This is a genomic window from Aquidulcibacter paucihalophilus, from assembly GCF_002105465.1.
Classification (GTDB): domain Bacteria; phylum Pseudomonadota; class Alphaproteobacteria; order Caulobacterales; family Aquidulcibacteraceae; genus Aquidulcibacter; species Aquidulcibacter paucihalophilus.
Window position 1 is genome coordinate 1 of record NZ_NCSQ01000138.1, and the last position, 12,140, is coordinate 12,140.

The 12,140-nt window shown below is 54.4% G+C and carries 16 protein-coding genes; 9 read left to right on the plus strand and 7 right to left on the minus strand.

Annotated elements, in window-relative coordinates; genetic code table 11:
* Positions 1–360 (plus strand): TonB-dependent receptor (locus tag B7364_RS08810; protein WP_232780856.1); only part of this gene is annotated, 360 nt, incomplete at its 5' end.
* 183 nt (positions 361–543) lie between these two features.
* Entirely contained in the window at positions 544–756 is a 213-nt protein-coding gene (locus B7364_RS08815) for a hypothetical protein (protein WP_085339629.1), read from the plus strand.
* Between the two features lie 33 nt (positions 757–789).
* Here B7364_RS08815 and B7364_RS08820 read toward each other — a convergent pair whose 3' ends face one another.
* The 3 genes from B7364_RS08820 to B7364_RS08830 are packed head-to-tail and all read right to left on the minus strand — an operon-like array spanning position 790 to position 3,715.
* Positions 790–2,061 carry a sulfate adenylyltransferase subunit 1 gene (locus B7364_RS08820; protein WP_085339630.1) on the minus strand — a complete coding sequence of 424 codons (1,272 nt, stop codon included), beginning with the start codon at positions 2,059–2,061 and terminating at the stop codon, positions 790–792.
* Positions 2,061–2,969 carry a sulfate adenylyltransferase subunit CysD gene (gene cysD / locus B7364_RS08825; protein WP_085339631.1) on the minus strand — a complete coding sequence of 303 codons (909 nt, stop codon included), beginning with the start codon at positions 2,967–2,969 and terminating at the stop codon, positions 2,061–2,063. The genes B7364_RS08820 and cysD overlap by 1 nt, the downstream gene beginning before the upstream one ends.
* Entirely contained in the window at positions 2,966–3,715 is a 750-nt protein-coding gene (locus B7364_RS08830; RefSeq protein ID WP_085339632.1) for a phosphoadenylyl-sulfate reductase, read from the minus strand. The genes cysD and B7364_RS08830 overlap by 4 nt, the downstream gene beginning before the upstream one ends.
* Before the next feature lie 237 nt (positions 3,716–3,952).
* Between B7364_RS08830 and B7364_RS08835 the strand changes: the two genes are divergently transcribed.
* The 3 genes from B7364_RS08835 to cobA are packed head-to-tail and all read left to right on the plus strand — an operon-like array spanning position 3,953 to position 7,034.
* Entirely contained in the window at positions 3,953–5,644 is a 1,692-nt protein-coding gene (locus B7364_RS08835) for a nitrite/sulfite reductase (RefSeq protein ID WP_085339633.1), read from the plus strand.
* Positions 5,644–6,261, plus strand: a complete 618-nt coding sequence (locus B7364_RS08840; protein WP_085339634.1) for a DUF934 domain-containing protein — start codon at positions 5,644–5,646, stop codon at positions 6,259–6,261. The genes B7364_RS08835 and B7364_RS08840 overlap by 1 nt, the downstream gene beginning before the upstream one ends.
* A complete protein-coding gene (gene cobA, locus B7364_RS08845) occupies positions 6,258–7,034 on the plus strand; it encodes a uroporphyrinogen-III C-methyltransferase (protein ID WP_106407595.1) in 777 nt (258 codons plus the stop codon). Before B7364_RS08840 ends, cobA begins: the two co-directional genes overlap by 4 nt.
* Before the next feature lie 271 nt (positions 7,035–7,305).
* Here the strand turns inward: cobA and B7364_RS08850 are convergent, their stop codons facing one another.
* Both B7364_RS08850 and B7364_RS08855 read right to left on the minus strand, forming a co-directional pair.
* Positions 7,306–7,509, minus strand: a complete 204-nt coding sequence (locus B7364_RS08850) for a VOC family protein (RefSeq protein ID WP_198534140.1) — start codon at positions 7,507–7,509, stop codon at positions 7,306–7,308.
* A 36-nt stretch (positions 7,510–7,545) separates the two neighbouring features.
* Positions 7,546–7,983, minus strand: a complete 438-nt coding sequence (locus B7364_RS08855; protein WP_157893616.1) for an OmpA family protein — start codon at positions 7,981–7,983, stop codon at positions 7,546–7,548.
* A gap of 209 nt (positions 7,984–8,192) precedes the next feature.
* On the opposite strand from B7364_RS08855, the gene B7364_RS08860 reads away from it, so the two are divergent.
* The 4 genes from B7364_RS08860 (at position 8,193) to B7364_RS08875 (ending at position 11,239) form a co-directional block, all read left to right on the plus strand.
* Positions 8,193–8,474 carry a PadR family transcriptional regulator gene (locus tag B7364_RS08860; protein ID WP_332835079.1) on the plus strand — a complete coding sequence of 94 codons (282 nt, stop codon included), beginning with the start codon at positions 8,193–8,195 and terminating at the stop codon, positions 8,472–8,474.
* Positions 8,464–9,399, plus strand: coding sequence for a hypothetical protein (locus B7364_RS08865; RefSeq protein WP_085339637.1), 936 nt, complete (start codon positions 8,464–8,466; stop codon positions 9,397–9,399). Before B7364_RS08860 ends, B7364_RS08865 begins: the two co-directional genes overlap by 11 nt.
* Positions 9,400–9,483: 84 nt before the next feature.
* Positions 9,484–11,019, plus strand: a complete 1,536-nt coding sequence (locus tag B7364_RS08870; protein ID WP_085339638.1) for a cryptochrome/photolyase family protein — start codon at positions 9,484–9,486, stop codon at positions 11,017–11,019.
* Positions 11,006–11,239: a DUF2805 domain-containing protein gene (locus B7364_RS08875; RefSeq protein WP_085339639.1), complete on the plus strand. Its 234-nt coding sequence runs from the start codon at positions 11,006–11,008 to the stop codon at positions 11,237–11,239. Before B7364_RS08870 ends, B7364_RS08875 begins: the two co-directional genes overlap by 14 nt.
* Here the strand turns inward: B7364_RS08875 and B7364_RS08880 are convergent.
* Entirely contained in the window at positions 11,231–11,698 is a 468-nt protein-coding gene (locus tag B7364_RS08880) for a Dps family protein (protein WP_085339640.1), read from the minus strand. The genes B7364_RS08875 and B7364_RS08880 overlap by 9 nt on opposite strands.
* Before the next feature lie 132 nt (positions 11,699–11,830).
* Positions 11,831–12,140, minus strand: a 310-nt coding sequence (locus tag B7364_RS17895) for a hypothetical protein (RefSeq protein WP_232780857.1), incomplete at its 5' end; no start/stop codon positions are given.

The following is a 12,140-nucleotide window of genomic DNA, read 5'->3' on the forward strand; positions in this document are numbered from 1 at the left end:
AGTCACAGACCAATCTGTGCCAAATGTTTTGATGACGGACATTATTGGAGCTCTTACACTGCATCCAATTGCTTGACCGCCCAACCGATCAGCATCTTCAAATGCCCAACTAGCACAGTCTATCCTGAGGGCTTGATCAAGCAGAAGCTTGGCAGCGAAGTCTTGATCGATATGGAAGTCTCTTATGACTTCCCGAAAGATGTCATCGTGACCGCTGGTGTTCGCAACATCACAAACGAATATCCAGATGAGGGGGCAGCGCGCTTGGGTGAAACCGGAAACGGTCGGGTCTATCGATCTGACTCCTTCATCGACTGGCAAGGTGCTTATTATTATCTGAAGATCAAAAAGACCTTCTAAGCCGGGTCGCCTATCCAAAGCTTGACTGGGCGGGTCCATGATCCGCCCAGTCTCATCATTCAATCGATCCAGTGAGGCGCTAGGTGCTTTCGCTCAGGCTAGGGCCTACTTGAATTGTATGGACCCAACTTCATGAATTCGAAATTGGCAATATCGGGGTATCGGTCGCTTCGGGAGTGCGCATTGGCTCGGAGCACGATCAATGTGGCGACAGGGCCAAACGGAGCAGGCAAGTCAAATGTTGATCGTGCGCTGCGCCTTCTAGGAGACGTCGTGCAGGACCCGGCGGTCAAGGCTGAAGCGGTATGGCTTGGTGAAACCTTAGGGCACTCTAATCCCATCGCCTTACCACATGGTCCGGGCGTCCGCGTGCGCGATGCCCCATTCAAAGCGTAAGTTCCTGCCAGTCAAAAGCGATTTGGGGTGGCTTTAGGTCGCCCCACGTATCATACCGGCCGCGGCGGTTTGATTGGTATCTGGGTCGATCAAGATAAAAGCCCCCGTCTTTGGATTATCTTGAAACAGATCGGCCAAAATCGGTGTTTGGGTTTGAAGTTGAACCAAGGCAATGTCATTCAGTTTCAATGCTTGATCGCCCCGCACTTCAGACAGATCGCGCATATCACGAATGTGCAACACGCTTTCAATCTTTGCCGTGATATTGGCAGTGCCTTGCTGCAGGAGATAGCGACGGCGTGGATCCCAAACCTGGTCGTCCAACCAGCACAGGTCCGCGGTTACGCGTTTGGCATAGGTGGCTTCGCCCCGGGTAAGCAGGTCACCACGGGCGGCATCGACTTCATCTTCGGTATAGAGCGTAACAGATTGCCCAGCTTCCGCGCGCTCCAAGCTCTGGTCATAGGTCTCAATGCGGGAAATCTTTGTCGGCCGACGATTTGGCCCAACAAAAACCTCTTCGCCCACAGCGACTTGCCCCGAAGCAATACGCCCTGCATAGCCGCGTTGGGCATCTCTTGTGTGGCCATCCACCCGCACCACGCGTTGGATGGAAAAGCGGAACGGAAGCTCGCTCAAATCCGTTCCCTCGCCTTGGCTTTGGAGAATGTCTAAAAGCGACGCTCCTTCATACCAGCTTGCAGCATGGCTCTTTGAAACCACATTGTCGCCCGACCGCGCATTGATCGGCACAATGGCAGGATTGGTAATACCAAGGCTTCGGCTTAAGCGCCTCAGACTCTCCTCGACTTCGAGGAACACCTTTTGCGACCAATTGACGAGGTCCATCTTATTGACCGCAAACACCACCTTTAGTCCCAAGAGATGGGCAATGGTCGCATGGCGACGGGTTTGAACTTTAAGTGCACCCTGATGTAAGCGTGATGCATCCACCAACACAATGGCGACATCGGCATTGCTCGCCCCAGTCACCATATTTCGGGTATATTGCTCATGCCCCGGCGCATCAATAACGATGAAGGATGTTTGGGGCGTAGCAAAATAACGGTAAGCGACGTCAATCGTGATGCCCTGCTCGCGCTCGCTCTCAAGACCATCAGTGACAAAGGACAAGTCAAGGTCGCCCTCCTCCGCGCGGCTGAAGCGGGCATTTGATAGGGCATCGACTTGATCGCTCATCAAAGCTTGGGAATCGTGCAGGATGCGACCAATTAAAGTCGATTTTCCGTCATCAACGCTGCCCGCTGTGACAATGCGAACGAGCTTGGTTTGCGCCTGTGTCATCAAAAATAGCCCTCCCGCTTGCGCCGTTCCATCGCGGCTTCATTCACCTTATCGTCCATGCGGGTAGCCCCACGCTCTGACAAAGTGCTGAGTCGGGTTTCAGCGATGATGGCAGAAACATCCGCAGCATTGCTTTCAATCGGGCAAGTGCAGGTCATATCTCCAACAGTCCGGAAGCGGACAAGCCGGTTCTCAACCAGCTGACCCTCGGCTGCAGGTGTCACTGGCGTGACTGGCCGCCAATAATCGCCATCGCGCACGACTGGTCTAACATGGGCGAAATAAAGGCTGGGAAGGGCAATCTTCTCGCGCTCAATATAGGTCCATATATCCAATTCCGTCCAATTGGACAGCGGGAAAACTCGGAAGTTCTCCCCTGTTTGCAAGCGGCCATTATAAAGATCCCAAAGTTCAGGCCGTTGCGACTTAGGGTTCCAAGCCCCAAAGGCATCCCGGTGACTGAACACACGTTCTTTAGCCCGGGCTTTGTCTTCATCGCGTCGGGCACCGCCGAGCAAAAGGTCAAAGCCATGGGTCTCAATCGCTTCCAACAAGGTGACAGCTTGCGCCGCATTGCGACTGGCCGTGGGCGAAGCCAAGCGCACACTGCCGCGTTGGATCGACTCTTCAACATGGGCCACGACCAAACGTTCGCCCAATCTCGCGGCGGTCTCGTCGCGGAATTGGGTGACACCTTCAAAATTATGGCCGGTATCGACATGCAAGAGCGGGAACGGCAGCCTTTCTGGCCGGAAAGCCTTCAGCGCCAGATGCAACAAGACGGCACTATCCTTACCGCCCGAGAACAGAAGCGCTGGATTGCGACTTTGCGCCGCGGCTTCGCGCAAAATGTAAATGGCTTCAGACTCGAGGCGGTCGAGGTGGAGGAGACGGCTAAAAAAGGTCATGCGATTGTATCCTTATTGTGATTGTTTTGGTGCAGGCCACATTCTTTGGAGTCGGCATTTTCCCACCACCAACGCCCGTCACGGGCATGTTCACCAGGCCGAATGGCCCGCGTGCACGGGTCACAGCCAATCGATACGTAACCGCGAGCGTGAAGTGGGTTGAGGGGGACTTGAAACTGCTCAGCATAAGCCAACACATCTGTCCAAGACCAAGCGGCAAGCGGATTATACTTGACCAGATCGTGGGCTGTATCTTCCTCGCGCTCGTCCAACTGCGTGCGGGTTAGGGCTTGTTCGCGTCTTTGGCCTGTGACCCACGCATCATAGCCACGCAGCGCGCGGCGCAAGGGTTCAAGCTTGCGCACGCCACAACAAGCCTTGCGGGCTTCCAAGCTCTCATAGAAGCCATTGAGACCATGGGTGGCGACAAAATCAACCAATGCGTCCGCTTCGGGTTCAAATTGATGGATGGTCAAGCCGTAGCGCGCCTCGGTCCGCGCGATCATGGCGACCGTATCTGGATGGAGCCTGCCAGTTTGCAACGTGAAAATATCAATGTTTAGGCCCAATCTGGCGATCACATCGGTCAAGACCATGTCTTCTGCCGAAAGCGAACTGGCCAGTGCCGCCCTGCCCGGAGCACCAATTGCCCCTAGGCTTGCTTCCAACTGAACCACGAGGGTTGCGAGCCGTTTGGGGTCAGCTTGAAATGTGACCCGTTTTTCTGACTGATCGAGGAGGATCATGATGCGCAACTTTTTTAGGCCCCAGCAGGAAGCCGCGGCTCGTCAAGCTGATTTAGGCAGCCCATGCGCGTTTAACGACCGACTGAAGCTGCACGCTGCCATTAGCAAACCTATCAAAACCCGTCGAAAGCCCTTTTATTCCGGCATCTATCAGGTCTTCTAATAAACACCTTAAGCGGATTAGCATTGTTCGCGCGCGGGAGAGCCGGGATATAGCACCCAGATAAAGGGCCCCGAATGTATATTTATAATGCCATAGACCAGAGCATCGTGGATGCGCGGGTCAAGCAATTCGCCGACCAGACGGAACGCTATTTAGGCGGTCGGATTTCGGAGGATGAGTTTAAGCCACTGCGCTTACAAAACGGCGTCTATGTTGAGCGTCACTCGCCTTTATTACGGGTTGCTATCCCCTATGGCCTGCTTTCCTCGCGCCAATTGCGTATGTTGGCCCAGATTGGCCGCACCTATGACCGTGGCTTTGGCCATTTCACCACGCGCCAGAACATCCAATTCAACTGGGTTAAGCTGGAGGAAGTGCATAAAATACTGGCTGACTTGGCAAGTGTACAAATGCACGCAATCCAAACAAGCGGCAGCTGTATCCGGAATGTGACGACCGATCACTTAGCAGGCGTTGCCCATGACGAACGCGTGGATCCCCGTCCTTTGGCAGAATTGATGCGGCAATGGTCGACCCTTAATCCTGAATTTGCTTTCCTGCCGCGCAAATTCAAAGTCGCTTTCAATGGTGCCGTTGAAGACCGGGCCGCAAGCGAGGTCCATGATCTTGCGTTTGATGTGTATCGCGATGAAGCCGGCGAAGTTCGACTCACTGTGAAGGTCGGCGGCGGCCAAGGCCGCACGCCGCGGGTCGCCCCTGTCATCAAAACTGGCCTACATTGGCGCGACATGCTGTCTTATACTGAGGCAGTCCTGCGCACCTATAATCGTTGGGGCCGGCGCGACAATATCTATAAAGCCCGCATCAAAATCTTGGTGGATGCTTTAGGCCCTGAGCGTTTCGGCGAAGAGGTAGAGCAAGAGTTTGCCCATCTGCATGGCGGTCCTGCTACGTTGGCGGCCAATGAACTCGAGCGGATGACAGCATTCTTCGGCGCGCCACCCTATCAAAGTGTTTCTTCTGGCGATCAAGATGAGGCCCGCCACCGTTTGGCTGATCCACGCTTTAACGCGTGGGTGAAACGCAATGTCGCCAAGCATAAGCGCGATAATTATGGCGCTGTTACCATCAGCTTGAAGCCTTTAGGCGTGGCACCAGGCGATGCGACGAGCGACCAGATGGAGGCGATTGCTGATCTGGCTGACCGTTTCTCGTTCGGGCAGATCCGGGTTTCCCATCATCAGAATTTGGTCTTAGCCGATGTGGCGCGCTCCGATCTTTGGGCGCTTTATCAAGCGCTTGAGGCCCTTGGCCTGTCAGAGCCCAATGTGGGCCTCGCAACCGATATTATCTGCTGCCCCGGCGGCGATTATTGTGCCTTGGCCAATGCCAAATCCATCCCGGTCGCGGCGGCTGTGCAAGAAACCCTCGCATCGAAAGCACAGGATATTGGCACCTTGGCCATCAAAATGTCGGGCTGTATCAATGCCTGTGGCCATCACCATGTCGGCCATATTGGCATTCTGGGCGTCGATAAAAAGGACGAGGAATGGTACCAAATCCTGATCGGCGGTCGCACCGATACCAAAACCACGCTCGGCCAAATTGTCGGTAAAGCGATCCCGCGCGAAGCTGTTGCGCCGACCATCGAACGCCTCACCGACTTTTACCTCAAAAACCGAAACAATGGTGAAATATTCATCGATGCGGTCGAGCGCCTAGGCAAGGCAGCCTTCCAAGCGGCCGCTTTCCAAAACGACATGTCCCAAACTTCCCCCTCCCCGCAAATTCAGGAAGCAAACTGATGAGCACTTTGTTGAAACTCTTCTCGCCGGGCGACATTCGGACGCTTCCTTTACCCGAAGGCGCTTTCCGCCCTGCCCCCGCCCCGAATCCATTCCCGAATATGGACGTGATCAATCAGGGCCAGGGCGATGTGCGCAGCCTCATTCGACCAAACGTCAAACAGCCTGAAGCGCCCAGCGTCGCGGCGTGGGAACATGGCACGTTATTGACCCTTCCCGAGTGGTTGGCGCGCGATGGCGCACCTCCTGACGCGGCTGTCGGGATCGTCCTGATGCCTACCGATGACCCAATGGTTTTAGTGGGTCGCTTGGATGGTTTGGCCGTAATCGCGGTTGAGTTTGCCAAGTTCAATGATGGGCGCGGCTATTCAATCGCTACTTTGCTGCGCTCACGCTTAGGCTTTAAAGGTGAAATTCGCGCTGTCGGCGATGTCTTGATTGACCAGCTGTTTGCCATGGCCCGCTGTGGCATGACTGGTTTTGCGTTGCGGGGCGACCAAGATGTCGCGGCCGCCAAGCGTTCCCTTGAATCCTTCCCGGCCGTCTATCAGTGGGCAGCTGACGAGCGCGACTTTGTGTTGGCAAACAAGACTGATCTGGAAAGAGCGGCGGCGTGACCGGTCATGTCTATCTGGTTGGTGCTGGGCCCGGTGCAGCAGACCTGCTAACCGTGCGGGCACTTCGCCTGATCGAACGCGCTGAGGTCATCCTCTATGATGCCTTGGTGACAGACGAGATTTTGGCCCTTGCCCCGCACGCCAAGAAAGTGCCTGTTGGCAAGCGCGGCGGTCGCGTCTCGATGGATCAGGCCTTGATCAATCGGTTGTTGGTCGCGACGGCCACAAAACACAAATTGGTCGTTCGCCTCAAAGGTGGTGACCCCATGCTATTTGGGCGCGCTCATGAAGAGATTGAAGCCTGCGTACAAGCGGGCGTTCCTGTTTCAGTCGTGCCGGGGATTAGTGCAGCCTTTGGTGCGGCTTCGGCTCTATCCACCTCACTCACGCAACGCGGCCTCTCGCGCTCGGTGACCTTTGTGACCCCAACCGTGGCCCGTGGCAGCCAAACGTCACCTGCGTGGGCAAAGGCGGTCGCGGCTGCGGATACGTCTGTCATCTATATGGGCCGGGGTGATGCGGTTTGGATCCGCGACAGCCTCCTCGATCTAGGCATGCCCGCCGCCCTGCCCGTCATCTTGGCCGAAGACGTCTCACGGCCTTCCAACTTCACCGTAAAAGGACCTCTATCAGACCTGCCAGACCTCGCCTTTAAAGTGGGCTCGGGGCCCGTGCTCATGATGATTGGGGAGGTGTTTGCAGGCGCAGAGGTGGATGTCGAGGTTCCTTGCCCGATCCAAGTTGTCGGACAGTTTGCATCATCGGTTGGTTAGAACTGGCGCTTGCAGCCATAGTTCCAGAATTGATACCGATCATCGACTAGTCGGCCTCATCTATCGCTTCATCTCAGTCTGAATTTGATCTGTCCGATTATCACGCAGGGCCCGGTCTTTACCAGCAAGATAACCCATCACGATAATGGCTACAGCACAAGGAACCGCCCACAAAAAGAAAGCGTCTCTGGGTTTCTGGTTGTGTCCGTCAATCTTTTTCATTCAAGACCTTTCGGAATAGAATTGACCTGAGTGTCAACTATTGTTGCTGTCATACATAGGAATTGGGGCTAAGGATTTGTAGTCCAAAGGGGTTATGATTAACCGGTACACTCCAAGGTCCCTCGCCGGCTTGCGTGACATGAACTTCACAGTCCCAGCCCGTCAGGATGATGTAATTCGGGTCGCCGCCAGCCCGCTGAAACCCGAGGCGCTGCCAGAATGCGATTGTGGCAGGTAAATCATTGGTTGGCACGATGGCGAACGCACCAAATGGACTCCTGTTTGGACATCAAGGACGCGTAAAGATCAGGACGCCACCAATTGGGCCTTTAGGGGCTTGTTCGACCATAGGCCCTTGGGCTGTTGCTGTAATGCGTTTTTCTGCAACTCCCCGACTGGCCAGAATTTGGCGTACAATCGCAGCACGCTCCTCGCGATTTTCGAGACTGGATGGAGGCCCATCATCGCCAGAAAGGGAGACCAGAACAATCCGCCGTCTTGGACATTGCGCCAATTGGTCTTGCACCCGGACAACCACTTGCGCGGCCAAGGGGCCAAGGGTGCTTTCGCCATGCGGGAAATAGATGCGCGTGGCCTCCCCATCGCAAATATCATCGCCGAGCACGATTGCATCGGACTTTGGCGGAGCAGTCGCACAGCCGGAGACAAGCAAGGCGAGGACAGCCATACCTAAACCAAGCTTCAATCCCGTTCTCACGTTGCTCATATTCGCCCCCATTGGACCGCCCCCAGTCATTAGATCTGGCAAGTTAAGATACGCAGGCGATTTTGTCGAGAACGAACGCCTAAAGAGGGAGCGCTTGCACCGGCTAGACATACTGTGTGAAACATAGTACTGGTCGATACATGGTAATAGAAGATGCCCTTCCAAGATTTGAGGGAGACCTCCGGCGCGGCGCGATCGTGTTGGCGGCAATGTCCCAGTTAGCAACCGCTCAATATGGTTATTCCTTGCGCCAGCGGCTGGCTGAACATGGCATGGAGGTTGAGGAAGGAACACTGTATCCCCTCCTGCGTCGACTGGAAAACCAAGGGCTCCTATCCAGCGAGTGGCGGATCGAGGATGGTCCGCCCCGGCGCTATTATAGGATGAGTGACGAAGGGCGCAGGCTCTACCCCCAATTGGTGACTTCATGGCGAAACCTGTCTGCCGTGATGGAAAATCTATTCAAGGAAGGACACCCCTATGACCTCTGACGAGCTGATCCAGCGCTATGCACAAGCGGTTGCATCACGGCTACCGTATGCGATCCGCGCTGATGTGCGCGCAGAACTTTATGCCCTGTTGCACGACGACATCCAAGCGAAAGCGGGCGACACTATCCCTAGTCTTCAACAAGTTGAGGAACGGATCATCGCCTTTGGTCCGCCGCAAGAAGTTGCCCTGCGCTATCATCGGCCTACCCCCATCATTGAAGCAGTCGATACACCCCTCTTCTCGAAGCTTGCCTTTTGCCTAGTCCTCGGGTTGATTGTCCTGGCGATCAGCATTGGACTGTCCTCGCCAACGGCAACAAGCGCAATGTTACAAGATGGCTTGAAGGATGCGATCTTCATTGTGCTAGGCGTTTTACTAGCGTGGTTCTGGGCGCTAGGTGCGCTGCGTCGCGCGCAACCAAAACTCTTCACTTGGAAGCCGGCAAACCTTCCTCCTGTGCTTGATCCAGACCTTGTTTCGCGACCGATTGCGACTTTGGGATTGCTCGCCGGAGTAGTGGGTCTTCTGATCTTGATAAACCCAATCTTTTTCTTTGATCTGCTCTTGGGTGGGCAAAGCCCAGCAATGCTCGCCCAAGCTTTCTCTTATGATATCCATTTCCTATCCGATCGGGCCCCGTTCTTGTGGGGTGCGCTTTCCCTAGCGCTCCTCACCTATGCCTTTGCGATACTTGAAGGCCGCTGGCGACCAGTGACGCGGAAACTGGCGCTTTGCCTGTCACTTGCCATTGCTGTGATTAGCCTATGGTCGGTGTTGGCTGGGCCTATGTTTACGGCAACACCGACAGACTCATCCATGAAATTCTGGGTTTCACTGATAGCTGGCGTTACGTGCGCTGATGTTTGGCTGAAATGGCGCAATCAAACACTAAAGACACATCTGGCTCAGGCAAAGCAGCTTTAGACTTCGATAGCGACCATGACATTCCTGACTGGATTTCAGCTTCCCATGCCCTAGGTTTCATCCAACGAACCATTTGGATGCTTCATGAAAACCTTGCGCTTTATCTTGGGCGATCAGCTCTCGCCGAAAGTTTCTGCCCTGCGTGGGGCTGACACGACTACTGACATCATTTTGATGGTCGAAGCCCAAGCCGAAGCGATTTCAGTCCGCCATCACAAGAAGAAGATTGCGTTCATTCTGGCTTCGATGCGCGCTTTCGCTGAGACCCTTCGTGGTCAAGGTTTCACTGTCGATTATGTGCGCATCGATGACCCTGAAAATACAGGCAGTTTCGATGGCGAACTCAGGCGTGCCATCACCCGTCACGACCCCCAAGCGCTTGAAATGACCCGGGCTTCGGAATGGCGCGTCTTGGAGATGCAGCGCCATTGGGCTGAAAGCCTCGATCTGCAGGTGATACTCCGTGAGGATGACCGTTTCCTGTGTGACGAGGCGCAATTCCGTGCTTGGGCGGCTGGCCGAAAGAGCTTTGTGATGGAGTATTTCTATCGCGAGATGCGTCGTCGAACTGGACTTCTTATGGAAGGGGAGCAACCTGTTGGCGGCAAATGGAACTTTGACCATGAGAACCGCAAGCCAGCAAAGCCTGATCTCTTCATGCTGCCGCCGCACCGCGTTTCACCCTCACCCATCACGCAAGAGGTGATCAAGCTGGTATCCAGCCGCTTTGTCGACCACTTCGGCGATCTGGAGCCATTTTGGTTTGCGACAACTGCAACAGAGGCGGAGCTTGCGCGCGATCACTTTTTAGCCAACCACCTGCCCCGCTTTGGCGAGACCCAAGATGCAATGCTCGAGGGCCAAGCTTTCCTCAATCACGCTGTGCTGTCGCTCTATCTCAATGTGGGCCTACTCGAACCCTTGGATTTATGCCGCCGGGCAGAAGCGGAATATAAGGCCGGGCGTGCACCTCTGTCTGCTGTTGAGGGCTTTATCCGGCAAATCATTGGCTGGCGTGAATATGTGCGCGGCATTTATTGGCTGCATGCGCCCGATTATTCGGGCCTCAATCACCTTGACGCTAAACGCCCCCTACCCCCCCTTTATTGGACAGGGCAAACCAAAATGGCCTGTATGGCTGCGGCCATTGGTCAAACTAAGCGCGAAGCCTATGCTCATCATATTCAGCGCCTGATGGTCACCGGAAATTTTGCCATGCTTGCAGGGCTCAATCCTCATGAGGTGCATGAGTGGTATCTGAGTGTCTATGCAGATGCGTTTGAGTGGGTGGAAGTTCCCAATACGATTGGAATGGCTCTTTATGCCGATGGCGGTATCATGGCCTCCAAGCCCTATGCGGCCAGTGGCGCCTATATTCATAAGATGAGCGATTACTGTCAGAGTTGCGCCTATGATCCTGCGGTAAAAGCTGGGCCACGGGCCTGCCCCTTTAATCCGCTCTATTGGGATTTCATCGGACGTAATGAAGACAAGCTGGGCGGAAATCCACGTATGGGTCCTGTCTATGCCACGTGGCGGAAAATGGGACCGTCTCGACGCCAAGAAATCAAAGCAGATGCGTTGCGTGTCTTGGAGGCCATGAATCATGGCGGTCTCTAAGCCGTTGGATGCGGCGACCATTAGCGAAATCATCTCGATGGCCTTAAGCGATCATGTCAGCTTCGACCATATCCGTAGCCTCTATGGTCTAAGCACCGATCAAGTAAAGGCACTGATGCGGGCAAATCTGCGCCCTGGCAGCTATCGGGCATGGCGCAAGCGCGTACGCGATTTTTCCGATCGACGCGCACACTATAAATCAGCAAAAGCTTTAGTTTAAATGCGCGCGAAGCATCCAAGCCGCCTTCTCACCCGCAGCACAGCGCTCAGTCATAAGGTCAGCAGTCGCATCATCATCATGTTCAGCCGCAAGTTTTAGGGCCCTGCGTGCTGAACGAACCACAGCCTCTTGGCCTTCCAATAAAGCTTTCAAGATGGCGTCTTCACTGGCGCTGACGTCGTTGGCGGTTGGGATGATGGTGCGTGCTGCCATTTGACTATGGGTAGGTGCAAAGACACCTAAAGCGCGGATGCGCTCGGCAATCTCATCCAGTGCGGTCCAAAGCTCATTATATTGGTCGGAGAACAACTGGTGCAGCGGCCCAAAACGGGGGCCCTGTACATTCCAATGATAGAGATGGGTCTTCTGATAAAGACTATAGGAGTCAGCCAAAACCTGCGCGAGTGCGTCCGCAATTCTGGTGCGGGCTTCAGCGTCAATACCGGTATCAGGTTCCATGATGTTTCCCTTTAATCAGATGTCTTGAAACAAATATAGGGCTGCGTAGGGTCAGAAAGAAGGGTAAGGCCAGCGTTTTCGCAGAGAAGACTAGGCATTTTTATGACATGGTTACAAAACGGCTTAGTTTGCCTAAACCATCCCGTTCAAGACTTTAATATCTGTTTTAATTGATTTAATCTGCATTGGTACAAGTTTTCTTATCGGATGGTTCAGGCGTTCTGGTTGGTTGCGGTCCAGTCCATCGCTAGGTCGGACGCGTGAGGAAGGGCAGGCACCGCTTAATGTGCCGCTTCCTGTTTTTAGGATGAGGAACAAGACTATGCGCTTTGGCGTTTCAACCATCTCTATATTGGCCTTGGCTTGGAATTTAGCCACTGCGACCCCCGTCGCGGCTGAGATGTAAAAGTATTTATTTAATCGGACATTCCCTATCCCCGGT